The 21,571-nt window shown below is 43.3% G+C and carries 18 protein-coding genes; 13 read left to right on the forward strand and 5 right to left on the reverse strand.

Translation table 11 applies throughout. The features are described 5' to 3' along the window. Window positions 1-304 precede the first annotated feature (304 nt). The gene (locus F6K64_RS26470; RefSeq protein WP_008190370.1) at window positions 305-835 is read left to right on the forward strand and encodes a gamma-glutamylcyclotransferase family protein; all 531 of its coding nucleotides are present in this window, start codon (window positions 305-307) and stop codon (window positions 833-835) included. A gap of 583 nt (window positions 836-1,418) precedes the next feature. Here F6K64_RS26470 and F6K64_RS26475 read toward each other — a convergent pair. Beyond that, complete coding sequence (locus tag F6K64_RS26475; RefSeq protein ID WP_008190368.1) at window positions 1,419-1,793, reverse strand: hypothetical protein; 375 nt, start codon at window positions 1,791-1,793, stop codon at window positions 1,419-1,421. 828 nt (window positions 1,794-2,621) lie between these two features. Here F6K64_RS26475 and F6K64_RS26480 point away from each other — a divergent pair. From F6K64_RS26480 to F6K64_RS26500, 5 genes are all read left to right on the forward strand, one after another. Further along, a complete protein-coding gene (locus tag F6K64_RS26480) occupies window positions 2,622-2,747 on the forward strand; it encodes a hypothetical protein (protein ID WP_008190366.1) in 126 nt (41 codons plus the stop codon). Between the two features lie 455 nt (window positions 2,748-3,202). Further along, on the forward strand, window positions 3,203-3,340 hold the full coding sequence (locus tag F6K64_RS26485) for a hypothetical protein (protein WP_008190365.1): 138 nt from the start codon (window positions 3,203-3,205) through the stop codon (window positions 3,338-3,340). 465 nt (window positions 3,341-3,805) lie between these two features. Further along, a complete protein-coding gene (locus tag F6K64_RS26490) occupies window positions 3,806-5,209 on the forward strand; it encodes an AAA-like domain-containing protein (protein ID WP_287266813.1) in 1,404 nt (467 codons plus the stop codon). Between the two features lie 198 nt (window positions 5,210-5,407). Then, on the forward strand, window positions 5,408-8,836 hold the full coding sequence (locus F6K64_RS26495; RefSeq protein WP_287266814.1) for an AAA-like domain-containing protein: 3,429 nt from the start codon (window positions 5,408-5,410) through the stop codon (window positions 8,834-8,836). A 93-nt stretch (window positions 8,837-8,929) separates the two neighbouring features. Then, entirely contained in the window at window positions 8,930-9,265 is a 336-nt protein-coding gene (locus tag F6K64_RS26500) for a XisI protein (protein WP_287266816.1), read from the forward strand. A 23-nt stretch (window positions 9,266-9,288) separates the two neighbouring features. Here F6K64_RS26500 and F6K64_RS26505 read toward each other — a convergent pair whose 3' ends face one another. The 3 genes from F6K64_RS26505 to gyrB all read right to left on the reverse strand — a co-directional run bounded on the left by F6K64_RS26505 (window position 9,289) and on the right by gyrB (window position 13,328). Beyond that, complete coding sequence (locus F6K64_RS26505) at window positions 9,289-9,612, reverse strand: XisI protein (RefSeq protein ID WP_287266817.1); 324 nt, start codon at window positions 9,610-9,612, stop codon at window positions 9,289-9,291. 168 nt (window positions 9,613-9,780) lie between these two features. After that, window positions 9,781-10,587 (reverse strand): type I restriction endonuclease, encoded by an 807-nt coding sequence (locus F6K64_RS26510; protein WP_229414762.1) that lies wholly within the window; start codon window positions 10,585-10,587, stop codon window positions 9,781-9,783. Between the two features lie 137 nt (window positions 10,588-10,724). Then, window positions 10,725-13,328, reverse strand: a complete 2,604-nt coding sequence (gene gyrB / locus F6K64_RS26515; RefSeq protein WP_287266818.1) for a DNA topoisomerase (ATP-hydrolyzing) subunit B — start codon at window positions 13,326-13,328, stop codon at window positions 10,725-10,727. A gap of 198 nt (window positions 13,329-13,526) precedes the next feature. Here gyrB and miaA point away from each other — a divergent pair, with 198 nt between their 5' ends. From miaA to F6K64_RS26535, 4 genes are all read left to right on the forward strand, one after another. Beyond that, window positions 13,527-14,504 (forward strand): tRNA (adenosine(37)-N6)-dimethylallyltransferase MiaA, encoded by a 978-nt coding sequence (gene miaA, locus F6K64_RS26520; RefSeq protein ID WP_008190349.1) that lies wholly within the window; start codon window positions 13,527-13,529, stop codon window positions 14,502-14,504. Between the two features lie 261 nt (window positions 14,505-14,765). Continuing rightward, window positions 14,766-15,611, forward strand: a complete 846-nt coding sequence (locus F6K64_RS26525) for a phytanoyl-CoA dioxygenase family protein (protein WP_008190346.1) — start codon at window positions 14,766-14,768, stop codon at window positions 15,609-15,611. A 997-nt stretch (window positions 15,612-16,608) separates the two neighbouring features. Further along, window positions 16,609-16,806: a hypothetical protein gene (locus F6K64_RS26530; RefSeq protein WP_202799278.1), complete on the forward strand. Its 198-nt coding sequence runs from the start codon at window positions 16,609-16,611 to the stop codon at window positions 16,804-16,806. 28 nt (window positions 16,807-16,834) lie between these two features. Further along, a complete protein-coding gene (locus F6K64_RS26535; protein WP_131826905.1) occupies window positions 16,835-17,047 on the forward strand; it encodes a hypothetical protein in 213 nt (70 codons plus the stop codon). Here the strand turns inward: F6K64_RS26535 and F6K64_RS26540 are convergent. Continuing rightward, window positions 16,999-18,501, reverse strand: coding sequence for a RecQ family ATP-dependent DNA helicase (locus tag F6K64_RS26540; RefSeq protein WP_008190344.1), 1,503 nt, complete (start codon window positions 18,499-18,501; stop codon window positions 16,999-17,001). The two genes, F6K64_RS26535 and F6K64_RS26540, sit on opposite strands and share 49 nt — an antisense overlap. Window positions 18,502-18,728: 227 nt before the next feature. Here F6K64_RS26540 and F6K64_RS26545 point away from each other — a divergent pair, with 227 nt between their 5' ends. The 3 genes from F6K64_RS26545 to F6K64_RS26555 all read left to right on the forward strand — a co-directional run. Continuing rightward, window positions 18,729-19,655 carry an Rpn family recombination-promoting nuclease/putative transposase gene (locus tag F6K64_RS26545; protein ID WP_287266819.1) on the forward strand — a complete coding sequence of 309 codons (927 nt, stop codon included), beginning with the start codon at window positions 18,729-18,731 and terminating at the stop codon, window positions 19,653-19,655. A 112-nt stretch (window positions 19,656-19,767) separates the two neighbouring features. Continuing rightward, a complete protein-coding gene (locus F6K64_RS26550; RefSeq protein ID WP_287249541.1) occupies window positions 19,768-20,607 on the forward strand; it encodes an Rpn family recombination-promoting nuclease/putative transposase in 840 nt (279 codons plus the stop codon). A gap of 259 nt (window positions 20,608-20,866) precedes the next feature. Further along, on the forward strand, window positions 20,867-21,571 hold a 705-nt coding region (locus F6K64_RS26555; protein WP_287266820.1), incomplete at its 3' end, for an Rpn family recombination-promoting nuclease/putative transposase.

Here is a 21,571-nt window from a genome sequence, read left to right on the forward strand (position 1 = left end):
TGGAATTATAGCAAGTCTTATACCCATGAGGTACAACTTGATCCCCCTAAATCCCCCTTAATAAGGGGGACTTTGAGGTTGAGAAGCGTACCTCATAAATTCTAGAAACGCTATATCTAATATCTTAAAGTTTAAACCTCTGCATACTTTGCCTTTCAATATTCAATAATTGTCCCACTGGTTGAAACGGTGGGATTTATTTTTGCTGAAAGGTTTTTGTTGACACTCCCCACTACTCGACTGTTCGATAAAATAAGGTTTTATTTGCCAAGGTCTAGGTCTAAGTTAGGAATTAGGATTGCGTATGTCAGCTGCCGAGCTAAACACTGACAGAAAACACCAACGTCACACAGAGTCAGGCTTTTACTATTTTGCTTATGGCTCTTGTATGTGTCCAGTAGATTTAAAGCGATCGCTTGGGGAAGATACTCATAATTTTGTGATTGGTACTGCTACTCTCAAGGATTATCATATTGGTTTTTATCGCAAATCTCGACGTCGTAATTGTGGGACGCTGGATGTGGTGAAAACTCCTGGGTCAAGGGTTGAAGGAGTTTTGTATCATTTACCTTGGCGGGTGAGTGAAGCTTTGGATCTGCGGGAAGAAGTGCCTCGCGGTGGCTACCGACAGGAAATGGTAAATGTCCACTGTCAAAATAAGTTGTATCAGGGCGTTCGGACTTATGTGGTGGTCAATAAGTTAGATCAGGAAATGGCTCCTAATGATTGGTATTTCCATGTGGTACTCCGGGGTGCTGTTACCTGTGGGCTATCTGAGGAGTATTGCTGGAAGTTGTTTGATCATATGCACCAGTTGCAACTAAAGGCGAGCTGAGGATTGCTAGCAAAGGGAACAGGGAACAGTTGATGTAGGGTGGGCAGTAAGTATCATCCGGATGGTAAGCTTTGGAATTGGTATTATTACTGCCCACCTTACGATTAATTTTACTCTATTTTACCATGAATTTTCTGTTGGTGGGCAGTGCCGATTTAACTGACTACAACCTTGAAAATTTCTAGGAAGCACTGCCCACCCTACGATTATTTTTACGATTAATTTTCTGTTGGTGGGCAGTGCCGATTTAACTGACTACAAGCTGGAAAATTTCTAGGAAGCACTGCCCACCCTACGATTATTTTTACGATTAATTTTCTGTTGGTGGGCAGTGCCGATTTAACTTTCTACAAGCTGGAAAATTTCTAGGAAGCACTGCCCACCCTACGATTCTACGATTAATTTTACTGCCCACAATACGATTAATTTTATTTTGAATAAAACAGGTATTATTCAAAAGCTGAATTCTGAATACTTACCTATCAGATACACAGATTTTTTTTACTATTCCCTATTCCCTGTTCCCTGTTCCCTGTTCCCTAAAACACAGGAATTTATACTAACCGAATTAAACAATATAGATTTACTCGTTATCAAAATTTATCCAATCTTTCCATTCTTGATTTTCTTGATAATAGTCTTTCATGGCTTCTGCTTGTTGGGCTAAAATGCGACGACGTTCTTCTAGGGGAAGTTGTTGAAAAGCTTGGCGTTCCATTGAATGATTTTGTGCAGTTTCAGGTACGATTAAAATCACTTCTATGGTTTGTCCTACCGGTAAATTGGGAAGGGAAATCTCAAGGCGGTTGCCTTGTTGAACGGTTGTGGTTAGATAGTGGGTTTGTTTCATTACAGCAGTTTTCAATTCGTTTAGGTATAAAGTCTTGGGTTTTAGGGAGTAGGGAGCAGGGAGTAGGGAACAGGGAGCAGTTGATGTAGGGTGGGCAGTGAGTATCATCCCGATGGTAAGCTTTGGAATTGGTATTATTACTGCCCACAATACGATTAATTTTATTATATTTTACCATGAATTTTCTGTTGGTGGGCAGTGCCGATTTAACTGACTACAAGCTGGAAAAATCCTAGGAATCACTGCCCACCCTACGATTATTTTTACTGCCCACAATACAATTAATTTTCTGTTGGTGGGCAGTGCCGATTTCACTTTATACAACCTTAAAATTTTCTAGGAATCACTGCCCACCCTACGATTATTTTTACTGCCCACAATACAATTAATTTTCTGTTGGTGGGCAGTGCCGATTTCACTTTATACAACCTTGAAATTTTCTAGGAATCACTGCCCACCCTACGATTATTTTTACTGCCCACAATACAATTAATTTTCTGTTGGTGGGCAGTGCCGATTTCACTTTATACAACCTTGAAATTTTCTAGGAAGCACTGCCCACCCTACGATTAATTTTACTCTATTTTACAATTTATTTTCATTAATTTTCTGTTGGTGGGCAGTGCCGATTTCACTTTATACAACCTTAAAATTTTCTAGGAAGCACTGCCCACCCTACGATTAATTTTACTCTATTTTACAATTTATTTTAATTTATTTTCTGTTGGTGGGCAGTGCCGATTTCACTTTATACAACCTTGAAATTTTCTAGGAAGCACTGCCCACCCTACGATTAATTTTACTGCCCACAATACGATTAATTTTACTCTCCACAATCTCCATATTTCGTAATAATCAAAAAATTCTAAATCCCTTGACAAATGATTAACTTATAAATATATTAATAGTATGAACCATTTACAGGAGTCACGATTCATGACCAAGAACATTCCACCTAACTCGAATGAAAATAACACCCCAGAAAACCCTGGTCGCAAACCTAAGAAAGTCAAGCTGATCTTGATCGGTTCTCCTGAAAAAGTTTGGAAGACAATGTCTTGATGCAGTCGCTCATGGGGGGAACCCCCAAGACCGCGCTGCATCGCTTATTGCCCTTTATGGCCTTAAATACGCCTATCCCAACGAGTGGAGCACTCCCGAGCCTACGGGGAAGCCTGATGAGATTATGACTTTTTTGATTCGCTATTTTTACGTAGACTAGGATAGTAATTTGCCAGGGTTTTGACGCCCTGGCGACTATGAGTGCAATTTGTTTTGTGGAGGTTAGTTTACTGAGTTGGAATGTTGTTGTTTTGGATCAGTTGCTGAGGTAAGTGGTCAGTAGTCAGTGGTCAGCCGTCAGCCGTCAGCGGTCAGTGGTCAGCGGTCAGCGGTCAGCCTTTTGCTGATAACTGTTCGCGTAGCGTGCGCGTAGCGCTTAAGCTGATAGCTGATAGCTAATCAGCTGATAGCTGATAGCTGATAGCTGATAGCTGATAAGCTAAGCTTTAATTGTAGTGGTTTATATTATAGAATTCGGTCAAGCATTGGTTAACCAAACCTTGACCGATTTTTTTTTATTGGTAAGCAGTCAGCGGTCAGCGGTCAGCGATCAGCGGTCAGCGGTCAGTGGTCAGCATTATTCAAAAGCTTAGCTGTTTTATTCAAAAGCTGATATTTAATCTCTGATGGCTGATAGCTGATAGCACCTCAAGTAGCATCTCAAGTAGCGCATAAGCTGATAGCTGATGGCTGATAGCTGATAGCTGATAGCTTACAAACAAACTTCAGGTTACTTCATGGCACTTCACATTGGTGACGGTCGAAGAATATATTTGTGATTATTTTTTCACAGGTACACAAACGTTGTGAACTTGTTGTCTCAATTTTGATCAACTAATGAATAATACTCTAAACTAATCATAGGACTACCGTAAGCTATCAGCTATCAGCTTAAGCGCTACGCGCACGCTACGCGAACAGCTATCAGTTTATCGGCTATGGGCAAGCTACTTGAGGTGCTTATGGACTATGGACAAGCTACGGTAAGAGCTTTTGAATAAAACAGGTAAGCATTAATCTCAGTTATGGAAAGCTGACGGCTGACGGCTGACGGCTGAATGCTTACGGACTACCTAAGGCACAAGCAGCGATCGCTTATGATTAGTAAAGAAGCCTTCGAGGAAAAATTCAAGACCATGCCCTGGAAAAGGCGACAAGTGTTGGAGGCGGTGGTTGGTGGCAATACAGATCAAGAAATCAGAGACAAGGTGCTAAACGTCTATGATATATCTACGGTAAGAAAGCATATTTCTAAAATCTATAAAGATTTTGATATTGAAGCTAATGGTTTTAATTGTCGTTGTGAGTTAGTTGAAATCGTTAATACTTATAAGCCAGAGTTAGTGGCTGATCAAGTATTAAACGAGTGCGGGTTATCCCCTAGACCTAGAGCAACTCAAGAGATATATATTGAGCGCCAACCCCTTGAAGCTCGTTGTGATCAGGAAATTGTAAAACCGGGAGCGTTAATTCGGATTAAAGCAGCGAAACTGATGGGCAAAACCTTACTAAGTCATAAGATTATTGCCCATAGTGAAAAACAGGGTTATGCTCAGGTTTATTTAAATATGAATGAGCTACCTTTAAATAATTTAGATAGCTTTTTACAGTCCTTTTGTGTACGAGTTGCTGATAACTTAGGATTGTCGGATAACTTAGACAGTTATTGGAAAAAGCGTTTACCCAGCAAGGTAAACTGCAAACGATACTTAGAGCAGTATTTATTAAAGTCTTTAGATACTCCGGTAGTTTTGTGTTTGGATGAAGTAGAGCAAGTCTTTTCTCATCAAGATGTGGCTGAAGGGTTTCTGACTTTGCTGCGCAGTTGGCATGAAGATGCTAAGAGTAAAGAGGTTTGGAAAAAACTACGATTGATTGTGGTTTATGCTACGGAAGTTTACGTTAGCTTACCTACCGAACAGTCGCCGTTTAATGTGGGATTACAGATAGAGTTACTAGAGTTTAATGAACAGCAGGTTAATAGCTTTGCTGAGGCTTATGGGTTGAATTTGTCTGGGGATTCAGTAACGCAACTAATGGCAATGGTGGGGGGACATCCTTATTTATTGTCCCAAGCTTTTGATTATCTCAAGAATCACCAAGCAGGAGACAACACACTGGATACCCTTTTGGCTAATGCCCCCACAGAAGCCGGAATTTATGGCAGTCATCTCCGTGAACTGTTAACTAGTATTCAAGAGCATCCCGAATTACTGGACGCTGTTAAATTATTAGTTAGTACCACTAAACCCGTGCGCCTGGATGCTACTATTACTCGCAAGTTGGAAAGTATGGGTCTGGTGCAACGCTATGGTAATGATTGTAGTTTGATATCTAATTTGTATCGTCTGTATTTTAGCGATCGCATTTTGGGGAGTAGGGAATCGGGAATCGGGAATCGGGAATCGGGAATCGGGAATCGGGAATCGGGAATCGGGAATCGGGAATCGGGAATCGGGTAATAATATTATTATCAATAGACCAGGAAGTAGAATAACAATGAGCAAAACTATCTTTAACTATACCTAATTCTTAAAAACCACTTATTCTCTCTCCCCATCTTCCCACACTTGCTACACTCTTATCACTGCTCCCTGCTCCCTGCTCCCTGCTCCCTAAAACCTAAAAATTTGTACCTCACCGAATGCCAAACCGCTGTAATGACCAATCAACACTCAACAATCTACAAAGTAGGAGGTAGTTTACCTCAGGATGAACCGACTTATGTGACCCGACAAGCGGATCAGGAGCTTTTTCAGGCATTGATGGCTGGGGAGTTTTGTTATGTGCTGAATTCCCGACAGATGGGTAAGTCTAGTTTGCGGGTAAGAACGATAAAACGCTTGAAAGAAGAGGGATTTGCTTGCGCGTCTATCGATCTGACCGTGATTGGTAAAGAAGATATCACGGTGTCGATGTGGTATGAAAGTTTGATGATGTTATTGGTGGATGATTTCGAGCTTTTCGGAAAATTTGATGAAGACAGTTGGTTAGACGAGCGTGCTCAAATCTCTCCGGTGTTGTGCTTAAGTAAGTTTATTGAGCAGATCGTATTAAGCAGTATTCCGGGAAATATTGTTATTTTTCTGGATGAAATTGATAGTATTATTAAAGTTAGGTTTAAAGATGATTTCTTTGCCTTAATTAGAGCCTGTTACAATCAACGAGCTGAAACGCCAGCTTACAATCGTCTCACCTTTTGTTTGCTGGGGGTGGCAACTGCTGCAGATTTAATTCAGGATAAACAGCGCACTCCGTTTAATATTGGTCAGGATATTCAGTTGACTGGGTTTACTTTTCAGGAGGCCAAAGCGCCTTTGGTTCCCGGTTTGGTAGGTAAGGTTAATAATCCTGAACAGGTGTTGGGTGAAATAGTAAACTGGACGGGAGGACAACCGTTTCTGACTCAGCGCGTGTGTCGTTTGGTAGTGCAGACCTGGGAATCGGGTAATAGTCTTTCCCTAGACCAGATCGTGCGTAGCAAGATCATTAACAATTGGGAAGCCCAGGATGAACAGGAGCATTTGAAGACTATACGCGATCGCATTCTCAAAAATGAGCAACGGGCTGGTATGCTATTGGGTTTGTATCAGCAAGTGTTGGAGCACGGGTGTATAGCTGCTGATGGGAGTCAGGAACAGACGGAATTAAGGTTATCGGGGCTGGTGGTTGAGCGCCATGGTTGTTTGGAGGTTAACAACCGGATTTATGGTGAGGTTTTCAATTCTGATTGGGTTAAGACAGAATTGGCTAGACTACGTCCCTACTCTGAAGCGTTTACCGCTTGGGTTGATTCTGGGTGTAAGGATGAGTCTCGATTGTTGCGGGGGGGAGCATTAGAGCAGGCGGAACAATGGTCGAGGGGAAAAGCCTTAAGCCATTTGGATTCCCAGTTTTTAAGAGCTAGTCAGGTTGTAGATAAGAGAGAAGTCCAAAAGGCTTTGGCGGCTGAGAAAGAGGCTAGTGAGATATTAGCCAAGGCCAAACAGGAAGCGGAAGCGTTGCTAGCAGAAGCCAAATTATTGATACGACTAGAACGAAAAGCCCTCGGTATTTTACGACAGTTACCGGATAATAATGTTTACTACGGCACAAATACAACAGGGGAAACCCTTTTGTACCAGGCCATGGAGAATGGGCAAGATCTATTTAATATAGTAACAGATGGTCGCCCCCTGGATCACTATCCTGCTACTAGTCCTATATATGCTCTCCACCAGAGTATTAGTCAATTCCGAAAAGGGGCTGTGCTCACCGGGCATCAGGACAGGGTAACGAGTGTAGCCTTCAGCCCGGATGGACAGAGGCTGGCCACTGCTTCAAAGGACAATACTGCCAGAATTTGGGACAACCAGGGCAATCAAATCGCCGTGCTCACCGGCCATCAGGACGAGGTAAGGAGTGTAGCCTTCAGCCCGGATGGACAGAGGCTGGCCACGGCTTCAGAGGACAAAACTGCTAGAATTTGGGACAACCAGGGCAATGAAATTGCTGTGCTCACCGGGCATCAGGACAGGGTATGGAGTGTAGCCTTCAGCCCGGATGGACAGAGGCTGGCCACTGCTTCAGATGACAAAACTGCTAGAATTTGGGACAGAAAGGGCAATGAAATTGCCTTGCTCACCGGCCATCAGGACTCGGTATTCAGTGTAGCCTTCAGCCCGGATGGACAGAGGCTGGCCACTGCTTCAGATGACAAAACTGCCAGAATTTGGGACAACCAGGGCAATGAAATTGCCTTACTCACCGGGCATCAGGACAGGGTATATCGTGTAGCCTTCAGCCCCGATGGACAGAGGCTGGCCACGGCTTCAGTTGACAAAACTGCTAGAATTTGGGGCAACCAGGGCAATCAAATCGCCGTGCTCACCGGCCATCAGCACTCGGTATTAAGTGTAGTCTTCAGCCCGGATGGACAGAGGCTGGCCACTGCTTCATGGGACAACACTGCTAGAATTTGGGACTTACAGGGACATGAATTAACTGTGCTCACCGGCCATTCGGAAGGGGTATATCGTGTAGCCTTCAGTCCGGATGGACAGAGGCTGGCCACTGGTTCATCCGACAAAACTGCTAGAATTTGGGACAACCAGGACAATCAAATCGCCCTGCTCACCGCCGATCAGGACAGGGTATATAGTGTAGCCTTCAGCCCGGATGGACAGAAGCTGGCCACCACTTCAGATGACGACACTGCCAGAATTTGGGACAACCAGGGCAATCAAATCGCCGTGCTCACCGGGCATCAGAACTTGGTATCAAGTGTAGCCTTCAGCCCGGATGGACAGAGGCTGGCCACTGCTTCATTGGACAAAACTGCCAGAATTTGGGACTTACAGGGACATGAATTAACTCTGCTCAGAGGGCATCAATCCTGGGTATTAAGTGTAGCCTTCAGCCCGGATGGCAAGATGCTGGCCACTGGTTCAGCAGACAGCACTGCCAGAATTTGGGACAACCAGGGCAATCAAATCACCCTGCTCACCGGGCATCAGGACAGGGTATTAAGTGTAGCCTTCAGCCCGGATGGACAGAGGCTGGCCACTGCTTCAGAGGACAACACTGCTAGAATTTGGGACAACCAGGGCAATCCATTAGCCGTACTCACCGGGCATCAGGACAGGGTAAGGAGTGTAGCCTTCAGCTCGGATGGAAAGAGGCTGGCCACGGCTTCATTTGACAAAACTGCCAGAATTTGGGACAACCAGGGCAATCAAATCGCTGTGCTAACAGGGCATCAGAACTTGGTATTAAGTGTAGCCTTCAGCCCGGATGGACAGAGGCTGGCCACGGCTTCAGTGGACAACACTGCCAGAATTTGGGACAACCAGGGCAATCCATTAGCCGTGCTTACCGGGCATCAGGACAGTGTATATAGTGTAGCCTTCAGCCCGGATGGACAGAGGCTGACCACTGCTTCAGATGACAAAACTGCCAGAATTTGGAAGGTTGAAAGTTTAGGTGAGCTGCTGCGTCGGGGCTGTGAATTGCTGGAAGATTACTTTGTTAGGAATCCTGGAGCTAAGGAGAAGTTATGGGTATGTTGGGAAGAGGGAACAGGGAACAGGGAACAGGGAACAGGGAATTAGGTTCAGAGGTTCAACCGTAGAACAGGCTTCCAGCCTGTGATGGGGTGCGCTTACAATTATTGTTTTTGACCCGGAAGAGGAGGTCATTACAAAATGGATAAATTAGAAAACTATCGCCAAATTATTCGTCAAACCTTAAGCCCTTATGTTAACATTGATTACTCTAATGTTAATATCCGTAACCATGCAGCATTTGACCGAGAAACAGACGAATATTTAATTATTTCTGAAGGATGGAATAAGCAAGAACATATTCATAGTTGTTTGATTCATTTGGAAATTAGTAATTCTAAAATTTGGATTCAATGTGACAATACTGAAGACGGCATTGCTAATGATTTAGTGGCAGCAGGTATTCCAAAAAGTGATATTGTTTTAGCTTTTCATCCTCCAGATGTTCGCAAATTTACCGAATTTGCTGTTAGTTAAAATCCGGTTAGGTTGCGCATTTACTAGTCTTCCATCGCAGCAGCAATACGTTTGCGGACGCTGGGAGAGCGAAATCCCAGTATAATATCTTTGGGAGAAACACCCCGTTCAATCAATTCACGATCGATATAAATCTCAGTACTGTTGTGCTGTATCCAGATTTGACCTTCGATTAGCTCAAGATGCATGGCACAACCATAGATGCGGTACTCATTACGCCATTCGTTGTGGAAAACTAGATAACGATCCCGTTCTCTATCAAAGATAAGTTGAGCATTGATATCATAACTGGCAAAGCTTTCTAAAAATTCGCAGGTAATCTGACGATATTGATCTAATTTATCCATTTTTTTGTAAAGCTGTTTTAACTGTATTGTGGAAAATATCTTTGGCCATATTTGGATTATTATAATAAAATTCCCAACACTGGCGGTGCGTTACGGGACGGGCTATCCTAACACTACCAGGCGGAAAATGAGTCCGAGCCCGTCCCTAACGCACCCTACTGGACTTGATTATTGCCTAAGTAATTGATTAAAGCGCTTTAGGATTTTAAGAACCTGCTCCAAGCCTGTCTTATTCCGAAGAGAAAATGAATCTGAATCACCATACTTTGGTGTATTGTCTTTGTTCAGTTTTAGAAAAATAAAATCTGGCCCATTGGTGATAAATCCAAAAGCCGGTCTTTCTGATTCAAGATTCCCTAGCATATAACTTAGTGCTTGGGGGATGCCAACTTCCAGAGAGTAATCAGCTCGTTTGGCTTCGATCACTAAAACCCAAAATTCAGGAGTATAGATCAGTAGGTCAAGTCGTCCTGTAATAATTGTTTCTTGATCTTCGGAAGTAATTTCTACGACTTTCTCTGCAGTAAGATAAAAGGGAGGACGATAAAAACCAGCTAGTTTCAATAATGGGGAAAGTACTACCATTTTAACAATGGTTTCCACCATTGGACGCTCTGATAAGTGGAGATAGTCTTTCTTTATTTCGTTTAGCTCTTTTTTTTCTAATTCTGTTAGTTCTGGTAAATCATCTTGCCACTCCCGAAAGAATTGCTCATCATCGGTGCGCTCTAAGCCAAATTTTATTCTTAAATCGTAGAGGGTAATTTGGTTAGCTGGAATTGCGGTAACCATGGCTTGATTTACTATAAGGGAGTAGGGAGCAGGGAGTAGGGAGCAGGGAATAGGGAATAGGGAAGATAAAAGAGGAACAGATGTAGGGTGGGCAGTAATTATAATGCGGATGGTAAAGTTTGGATAAGGTATGATTACTGCCCACCTTCCGATTAATTTAACGCTGATGGTGGGCAGTGCCAATAACTTCTAGTACCAGCTCGAAATTTATTAGGAATCACTGCCCACCCTACGATTAATTTGACTCTGATGGTGGGCAGTGCCAATAATCCCTAGTACCAGCTCGAAATTTATTAGGAATCACTGCCCACCCTACGTAATTAAATATCTAAATCGTTTAGATTGAGTCGAGCGCCATAGGTTTCAATGAATTGGCGGCGAGGAGCAACCCGGTCTCCCATGAGTACAGTAAAGATTCTGTCTGCTTCAGCAGCATCTTCGATTTCGATTTGCTTCATGGTGCGAGTTTCTGGATTCATGGTGGTGTCCCACAACTGCTGTGGCATCATTTCACCTAATCCTTTGAATCGTTGGATGTTATAGTTAGCGTTATCCGGAAATTGGCTAATCCGCTGTTGTAGTTCGCGATCGCTATAACAATAGTTATGGTTGCGACCTCGTTCTAGTTTATATAAGGGCGGACAAGCGATGTAGATGTAGCCTTGGTCTACAAGGGCTCGTTGATAGCGGTAGAAAAAGGTTAGTAATAAAGTACGGATGTGAGCGCCATCCACATCAGCATCAGTCATTATTACAATGCGGTGGTAGCGTAAATTGGAAGAATCGAATTCTTCTCCTTTTATCCCTAGCCCTAGGGCTGTAATTAGGGATTGGATTTCTGTGTTCTTGTAAATTTTGGCATCATCAGTTTTCTCAATGTTGAGGATTTTTCCACGGAGGGGGAGAATGGCTTGGAATTGGCGATCGCGTCCTTGTTTAGCACTGTTGTGAACAAACACCCCACTCTCTAAAGCGAAGTTATGGGTATGAGGCACTTCGATATCATAGACATCTACCAATTGTTCTAGGGGTTCAATGGAAACAACTTGGTAGTTATAGTGGCTTTGCTGATTTTGGGTATGATTTTGCCCCCCTAGCCCCCCAATTTTGGGGGGAACAAAACTCTGAAAGTCCCCCAAAGTTGGGGGATTTAGGGGGCTTGACCACAACCCAACGTACGGGAATTCATACTTCAATTCAGCAACGCTGTTATAGTTGGCAACAGCTTCACAAACCTGTGTCTGATTACCCCCAACAGCAGAATAGGCTTCTTTGTTTTGGGTTTTGACCTTTGCCTGTTTCCTGATTTCTGCCAGTGGGCGATACAGAGGCATTAAGAAATCATCAGGGGTCAGGGATACTGCTGGCTTATAAGTACCATCTTGCAACATGAAGCGGTGATCGGGAGTGCAAATAATGGTTTCTGAGTTATCTAAGGTAAGTTTGATCACTTCAGCATTGGCTTTGGTGATTCTGGGATTGATAATCCGTTCTATTCCGATGCTGCCATTATTGGTAATCGTGTAGCAAAAATGCTCTTTACCCATAGCTTGTTCAGCTACGAGTTCTTTGAAGCTCAAGGAGCGTCCATCAGCTAGGGCAACCTGTGTCTCTCCAGAAAAACATCCCCCTGCACTATCCCCCTCAACGATAAATATCTCTGATTCCCCTGGGTCCCGAGAACTACAATCAGCTAACTTACCGGGTAAGGGAGAAGACTCTAGTACTGACTTCCGCCGCACTAATTCACGAGCACGACGAGCAGCTTCTGCGGCTTTATAGGCTTGAATGGCTTTTTCTAAGATAGTATCGACCACTTGGGGACGAAAATCCAGGTATTCAGTCAAGACTTCCCCAACTAGGGAATCTACAATGCCCCTTACTTCTGTATTCCCCAGTTTAGTTTTGGTTTGACCTTCAAATTCTGGCTCTGGGACTTTGACAGAAATCACCCCAGTTAATCCTTCTCGGATATTCTCACCACCTAGGTTAGACTCACTTTCTTTGATTTTATTCCGCTTGCGTGCGATCGCATTCATGGTTCGGGTCAAGACTGTCTTGAGCCCCTCCAAGTGGGTACCACCATCAATGGTGCGAATATTGTTCGCAAAACCCAGCAAATTATCACTATAGGCATCAATGCACCATTGTAGTGCCACTTCCACTTGGATACTTTTGCGTTCCCCTTGTATGTAGATAATCTCCTCGTGTAGGGGGTGCTTTTCCCGGTTCATGTAAGCGACATATTCCTGGATACCTCCCTCGTAGTGATAGGTTTCTACTCTGGGTTCTTCCAGGCGATGGTCTGAGAAGGTAATTCTAACACTAGCATTCAGGTAAGCCAGTTCCCGGAGACGTCCGGATAAGGTGGTGTAATCAAACTCAATACCGCCAGTAAAGATTTCGGTATCTGGCTTGAAGTTTACTGAGGTACCAGTCTTGGTCTTTTTATAGGGCTTGACGAGCAGTTCAGTAACCGGGACACCTCGCTCATAGCGCTGGGTATGTTCTTTTTTCTCCCGCCACACCGTTACATCTACCCACTCAGACAGAGCATTGACTACAGAAACACCAACACCGTGCAATCCTCCAGAGACTTTATAGCCGCCACCACCAAACTTACCACCGGCATGAAGTACGGTCATTACGGTTTCCAGTGCTGATTTCCCTGTGGTAGGGTGGGTGTCTGTAGGAACCCCTCGTCCGTCATCGGTAACGGTTACGGAACCATCGCTATTGATATCAACTTCGATGTGAGTACAATACCCAGCAAGCGCTTCATCGATGGAATTGTCTACAACTTCGTAGACTAGATGATGGAGACCCCTAGGTCCAGTTGTCCCGATGTACATCCCTGGGCGTTTCCGCACCGGTTCGAGACCTTCTAGAACTTGAATCTGATCGGCACTGTAACTACTCGTCATAATCTTTCGGGGTTCTCCCTTAAAAGCTTGGAAAGGCTATGATTCATCAAAAATGATAAAACACCCGAAAATTGTAACACAAAAGCCTTACAGGCGACCACAGACCACTTTCATAGGTTATTTCTATAGGGGATTGACTATATAGGTTATCACCCAGTGGGTCAGTGGTCGAGTGGGTTCCGAATGTCACCATGCAAGATGAAACAGCCCTCCGCTCAAAACTCAAAACTCAACACTGAGCACTCAGCAGTCATAGTAATTTGCGGTGCTACAGCCACAGGTAAATCTAGTCTAGGGATAGAATTAGCCCAGCGGGTTAGTTCGATAATTCTTAATGCTGATTCTCGTCAGGTTTACCGAGAATTTGATATTGGAACGGCTAAGCCGACACTCGCTCAACAACAGCAGGTACCCCATTATCTGATCGACATCTGTGATCCAACCGAAACCTTAACTGTAGCTGATTATCAACAGCAAGCCCAGGAAATTATAGCTAGCAAACATAGGGAACACCAGGAAGACCGGGTAGATCAGGCGGACTTAAACAATAAACCTCTTTTCCTAGTTGGTGGTACTGGTTTATATATCAAATCCGTAGTGCGGGGGTTAAAAATTCCTCGGGTTGCGCCTCAGGAAGATTTGCGATCGCAACTAGCTGCTCTTGGTCAAGCTCAGCTCTATAATTTCCTGCAACAGATTGACCCTGTTGCTGCTCAGAAGATTCATCCCAATGACCAAGTGCGGACATTGCGAGCATTGGAAGTATTTTATGTAACTGGAATTCCGATATCACAGCAGCAGGGAGAGAATCCTCCTAATTATCCAATTCTCCAGATTGGCTTGGAATGTCAGGATTCTGAAACTATTACCCAGCGGATTGCTCAGCGTACTGACCAAATGTTAGCAGCAGGATTTGTGGCTGAGGTGGAAACTATTGCTCAGAAGTATGGTTGGAATTTACCGTTACTGGATACGTTGGGATATCGGGAAATTAAAGATTATCTTGCTGGTAACTTATCCCTTGATCAGGCCAGAGATTTAACTGTTGTCCACACTCGCCAATTTGCTAAACGTCAACGCACTTGGTTTAAGGCTTATCCTGAGATTGAATGGTTTGATGCGGATTGTCCTGATTTGTTGGAGAAAGTTTGGGAGCGGATAGAAGGTTTTTTATAGACTGTTTGCTGAGGGGGTGACGTTTTTTTTTAACTGAATAATCTCCAATTTAAATACGCATAATTTTCCATTGCTATATAAAATTTGACATAAATAAAAATGAATTAAAAATATTTATTTATTAAAGCTATTGTATATAAACGTATACATTTGAGGCTGGCATGCTAGTAATAATAGGAGTGTTCAAATAAATACCTTAGGAATTTCATGATTTTTAGCTCTAATTATTTTGCCATGAAGACCAAACGTATACCGTCAAAAATGAAAAGAGAGTTTTTCCGAATACCGATACTCCATAAGTTATCCTATGGCAACTATCTAATCAGACTAGAAAACCATTCTAATTCCCTACCTACCCTAGCACCAGTAGATTTACCATTGTTGAATTCTCTAAAGAGAGAAGGAACGTTTATTACTTCTTTAGAAGAGTTAGCAATTTCCTCTAATAAACTGAGAGATAGTGCGGAGGATATTTTAAGCAAATTACGGGCATTGCCGATACCGAAAATTGAGTCTTCTATAACCTATCGCAACGAGCTAATTAATTACCCACAAATTTTGAAGTGGGGACTTAACGAACGATTGCTTGATATTGTAGAAAATTACCTTGGTCTTCCAGTGTTATTAGCTGGTCTAATCTTTCAAAGGAATATTGCCGATAGTAAACCAGTAAATGTCAGGCAATGGCACGTAGATCCAGAAGACTATCGCATGGTTAAAATCATTATCTACTTGAATGATGTGGGGTTAGATGGTGGCCCTTTTGAATATATTCCCAGAAATTTAACCTCATCATTAGCTGAAGCCCTGAACTACAATTATTACTATTCTGGTTTAGTCTCAGATAAATACATGGCAAGGGTTGCGTCTAAATTTACCAGTAACCCTTGCACAGGAGCCTACGGCACAGTAATTTTTACTGACACACGCAACATTTTCCACCGTCTGAAACCACCTACTGCATCAGACCGATACTCAATTACTTTCGCCTACACCTCTAGACGACCGATCACAACCTTTGAGAGAATAAACTACTCTCAAAAACACTTGCAAGCCATTGCCAGCGGTTTAAGCCAACGACAACAAGATTGTCTCTTTTTGAATTAAAGTTTTGATCATTAGAGTGGAGTTGCGCCATGATTAACCCAGCTGTTTCGTGCTTACATGGACTTCACTAGTGAACCACAACCTGGTCAACCTCTCTGGGTGCATCTCATTTTTGCTGTTTGACACGGTGGTGCGTTACGGGGCGGGCTATCCAAACCCTGACTACGAGGCGAAAAATGAAGGCTCCCCTAACACACCCTACGCAAAATTTTCAAATATGAGATGCACCCACCTCTCTTCTGTAGATGATCTGACCATCACCTCTTTAGTGTTTCTGATCTGCCCAGACTTGGTCGTGCTAAGTTAACATCCCCTGTCCGGTCATCCCTTGATCGTCTTGTAAATTGTAAAAAATAAGTCTTAGCCTGAGCGATCGCATACCTTTGATATTACGTTTAAGGTAGACTAGAATAATAACCTTCATAGCTAGGTGCCAAAAATCTAGTGGAAAAATCTAGTGGTATCTCAAGAAGCGCCTGCTTGACTGACAAATCTTGCTTGGTTACTTGGGTGAAACATAGTGAAACCCAATCCTGGCGGTTTTGTTGGGTTTCTCTACCGCTGCACCGCTCCCTAAGTAAAATCAATAGTTTTAGGAGTTTTGTCAGTCAATCACCAAGCTAGATTTGAGTAGTGGGAGTTAAACCAGAAATGGAGAGCACTCTATGAAACGTTTCAAGTGGCTCAGTATCTTTCACTGTCTTGATGCAGTCGCTCATGGGGGAAACCACGGCAGTTGCTCATGGGGGGAACCACGGCAGTCGCTCATGGGGGAAACCCCCAAGACCGCGCTGCCTCCCCAAGACCGCACTGCCTCCCCAAGACCGCGCTGCATCGCTATATTTGGGGCGGCATTTATTTCTTCTTTGGATTGTTCGTATTTCGTATATATTTCGATTTTTCGAGATATATAATCCAGATGCGTCCTTCATTATGTATTAATGAACCTTTCCGAGGAGATGCATGTGATACTTGGATAATTTTCTTCACTATCGCCATGCATATATTTCTACTTGGGTTTGGAATTGTTAATATAATGGCAGGATTCTTCTATCAGCGAGCCAAGCCAAATACTGCTAACTGGATTGCGGCATGTGTGAATCTGTTGAGTTTACCAATTGGTACAGCATTAGGAATATATAGTCTGTTGAAACTAAATAATTATTTAAAAGAATTACAGGAATCTCAACAATAAAAATTGAATAAGCTGTGTCAGTCTTTGAATGAATAGGAGTAGAGTGGGCATCCTGCCCGACCCAAGAGATCAAGGGACAGGCAAGATGCCTATTCCACCGGTCGCAGCTCTCCCTACTCCCTACGGTGCGCGCCTCCTAGGGCGAGTAAATCGCCCTTGGGTCGCACCGCTCCCTACTCCCTGTGATAAATGCTATGAGCAATTATCACAGCGATCGCATCTAAAGCCAACTGCTTCCTGAGTAAAACCAAATGCCTTTAGTAAAAATTGCCAACGACACTGGCGAGTTTTCAGGTATTGATTCATCTGAGACTGGGCTTGCTGTTGGATATTACTAACCTGTGCTAGGGAGGAAGATTTTTGAGACCGGTGTTGCCGGTAATGGAATGGATCAATCCATTCTAGTTGACCAGCACTATCGAGGAGTGCTAAGGCTATGGCACCATTGGGAAACTCTTTGGCTACTTTGGCTACTTCTCCCTGGGCTGGTAATTGCTTTGCTAACTGTTGAGCCTGTTGGTATTGCGATCGCATTTGATGGGAAAAAAATTCTTGTCGTTGCTTATCCTCTGGATTGAACCATCCCGTTGGTTCACTGACTAAGGTCAAAGCATCCGCTGGTTTACCATCCCTGCCGCCACGACCTACTTCCTGAATATATTCCGATAAGAGTAAAGGTGCTTGGAAATGCACCACCCAGCGTACATCTGGCTTATTAATCCCCATGCCAAAGGCACAGGTACACACCACAAATTGGGTCTGACCACTAATCCAGCTGGCTTCAATTTTCCGACGCTCCTGAGCACCCAAGCCAGCGTGGTAAGCTGCGGTGGAATATCCCAAGGAAGTAAACCATTGCGCTAACACTTCACTATCTTTTCGGGAACGCACATAGACTAAACCAGCTTGTTTAGGTCTGGCTTTAATATAGTTCAATACTCGTTGGCGACGTCCTTTGGGAGTCCAGACGGTTTGCACCTGGAGGTTAAGATTGTCTCGATAGGGGCTAATTAAAAATGTTTGGGGTTGTTGCAGTTGCAAGACTTTGCGGATGGTTTGTTGAGCCTTGGGGTCAGCGGTAGCAGTAAAGGATGCGATCGCAATTTTTGTTCCCTTGGGCTTACACTTGAGAAGTGCTGGTCTTACTGCTCCCAAACGGCGATAAGCAGGTCTAAAGGTATCACCCCATTGAACCAAACAATGGGCTTCATCTAAAATCAATCCATTAATCTGAAGCTGTGGCTGACACAACCGTTTCCACACTGCTGCACTGAGTAGGGTTTCTGGGGATAAGTAGAGCAATCGCAGTTGCTGCTTTTCTAGAGCTTGAAGGGTTTGTTGCCGTTGGTAGCGAGGTAATTCACTATGTAACAGAGCAGCAGGTAATTTGCGATCGCGCAATTCCTGCACCTGATTTTCCATCAATGCTACCAGTGGAGAAATCACTAATGTTAATCCAGTTTGTAGTAACGCTGGTAGTTGAAAACAAATCGACTTACCACCACCAGTAGGCAAAATAATTAAAGCATCCCGTTGTTCTAAAATCATCCGAATAATTTCACCTTGGGGGGGTCGAAAATCCTCGTAACCCCAGAATTGTTTCAACGCTGCACGAACATCATCCCATTGATTATTACTGGATTGATTAGTATTAGTATTATTGCTAGTATTTTTACTACTATTTTTAACAACCATCCTGCTTCACTCCCGTTGATTCCTTCCGTTGATTCCTTGTCTTGATGCAATAGCGAGTGGGGGAAACCCCCTTTGGCCAACTGCATCGCTTTAAGCTTAGATAAATGCTCACCGGTTATACACTAGAATATCAACGGATTTTGCTAGGATGATTACTGAAACGATGTCCGTGAGATTCCCTAGGAAAGACATTGACTAACCACTCTACCTCATAAACTGCTAAAACCATGAGATTCATTAGTCCCAAAACTGACTTTGCTTTCAAGAAAATCTTTGGCTCAGATCAAAGTAAGGATATTCTGATTTCCTTCCTTAATGCCATGATCTACTCTGGGGAGTCGGTAATCCAGGATTTAGAAATCCTTGACCCCTACAGTGCCGGGGATGTAGTGGAGTTAAAAGACACTTATCTAGACATTAAGGCAGTATTAGAGGATCAAACAACTGTGCTGATTGAAATGCAAATCTGGAATGTAGAGGCTTTCGAGAAGCGAGTGGTCTATAACTTGTGCAAAACCTATGGTAATCAACTAAAATCGGGACAAGGATATTTCGATCTCAATCCAGTCATTGCGTTAACCATCACGGATTTTAAGTTATTCCCATCAACCGAGAAAGTAATTAGCTGTTTTTACTTTCAAGAAAAAGAAGAGCACTTCGCTTATCAGGAAAATGAATTAAAGCTGGTGTTTGTAGAACTTCCCAAATTTAATAAACAACTGGAAGAGTTAGAAAGTGTGATAGATAAGTGGATATATTTTATCAAAGAAGCGCCCAGCTTAGAAATTATTCCTGATAATCTCAGGGAAATACCACAGCTAGAAAAAGCGTTAACTATAGCGAATCAAGCGGGGTTGAGTGTGTCAGAATTGGAAAAACTCCGCAAGCAGGAGATGGTGTTGGAGGACACGCGCGGTGCATTGAGTCTAGCTCAACGGGAAGGAATAGAACAGGGAATAATACAGGGACGAGAAGAAGGGGAAAGAAGGGTAATATTGCGACAGCTTGAGCGCCGTTTTGGCAAACTAACCAGTGATGATATCGCATTAATCGAAGCCTTGACGAATCAAGAGCTAGAGCGTTTATCAGAAGCCATCTGGGATTTTAAAACCAGTGAAGACTTACTCAACTGGCTCCAAGATAACTCTAACTAAAATCACAGCTAATATCATAACTTGACTCCATAAACAAGATCCAGGTGCGATCAATTTTTTAACTGGGATTCACTAAACTGTCTGAGATAGTGTTAAGTTTGAACAATTTGCCTTGGCTTACGATAATATCTGTAAATACCTAGCAGAAGAATACCCATCGGAGTTTTTTTACTGGCTATTGGGTGAAGAACCTCGCGATATTCAGGTACTTAAAACCGAATTAAGTGCTGAACCCATTCAAGCTGATGCTCTGAGTTTACTCCAAAGTACTAACCAAATTCTGCATCTAGAATTTCAAACCCTACCCCAATCCGAGCCACCATTAGCATTTCGGATGTTGGACTATTGGGTCAGATTACAACGTAAGTACCGATGTCGGATTGAACAGGTAGTGATTTTTCTAAAGTCTACGACCTCAGATCTGGTATTTACTAATGAGTTTAGGGATACTAACACCTGGCACCGTTATCGAGTAATTCGCTTGTGGGAGCAAGACCCTCAACCACTGTTAGCCAATCGGGCTTTGTTACCCTTGGCCACTTTAGCCAGGAGTAATAGCCCGAATCGATTGTTAGAGCAAGTGGTTGCTCAAGTGGATAAAATTGAAGAAAAACCATTACGGGGAAACCTAGCCGCCTGTGTGGATGTGTTGGCTGGTTTACGGTTTGATCAAGATTTAGTTCGTCGATTGTTAAGGGAGGAAGTTATGGAAGAATCAGTCACCTATCAAGATATTATCCAAAAGGGAGTCCAAAAGGGAATCCAGCGCGGAAAGCAGGAGGAAGCAGTATTAATTGTGATGCGTTTGCTAACCCTGAGGTTAGGTTTAATTGACCCTGTGCTCCAACAGCGGATTGAGGGATTATCGATTACTCGATTGGAGGAATTGAGTGAAGCGTTGTTGGATTTTGAGACAGCAACGGATTTAGCGGTTTGGTTAGATCAGTGCTGAGATTTAACTGTCAGTGTTCACCAGGATTTTTGGTGGAAATATGATTTTGAAAAGACCTGAAATAATCAGGTCTTTTTTAGATCTTATCTAAATCATTAGTGCTGGGGTATCATAGCTTGACTCCATAAACAAGATCCAGGTGCGATCAATTTTTTAACTGGGATTCACTACACTGTCTTGATGCAGTCGCTCATGGGGGAAACCCCCAAGACCGCGCTGCATCGCTGTCTGAGATAGTATTAAATTTGAACAATTTGCCTTGGCCTACGATAATATCTGTAAATACCTAGCAGAAGAATACCCATCGGAATTTTTTCATTGGCTATTGGGTGAAGAACCTCGCGATATTCAGGTAATTAAAACCGAATTAAGTGCTGAACCCATTCAAGCTGATGCTCTGAGTCTACTCCAAAGTACAAACCAAATTCTGCACCTAGAATTTCAAACCCTACCTCAATCCGAGCCACCACTACCATTTCGAATGTTGGACTATTGGGTCAGATTACAACGAAAGTACCGATGTCCCATTGAGCAGGTGGTAATTTTTCTCAAGTCTACGACATCACAGATGGTATTCAATAACGAGTTTAGGGATACTAACACCTGGCACCGTTATCGAATCATTCGTCTGTGGGAGCAAGACCCATTACCACTGTTAGCCAATCGAGCTCTGTTACCCTTGGCTACTTTAGCCAGGAGCAATAACCCTAATCAATTGTTAGAGCAAGTGGTTGCCTATGTGGATAAAATTGAAGAAAAACCATTACGGGGAAACCTAGCAGCTTGTGTGGATGTACTGGCTGGTTTGCGGTTTGATCAAGATTTAGTTCGTCGATTGTTAAGGGAGGAAGTTATGGAAGAATCAGTCACCTATCAAGATATTATCCAAAAGGGAGTCCAAAAGGGACTCCAGCAGGGACTCCAGCGCGGAAAGCAGGAGGAAGCGGTATTAATTGTGATGCGT

Origin of the sequence: Moorena sp. SIO3A2 (assembly GCF_010672265.1) — a bacterium.
Lineage (GTDB): Bacteria > Cyanobacteriota > Cyanobacteriia > Cyanobacteriales > Coleofasciculaceae > Moorena > Moorena producens.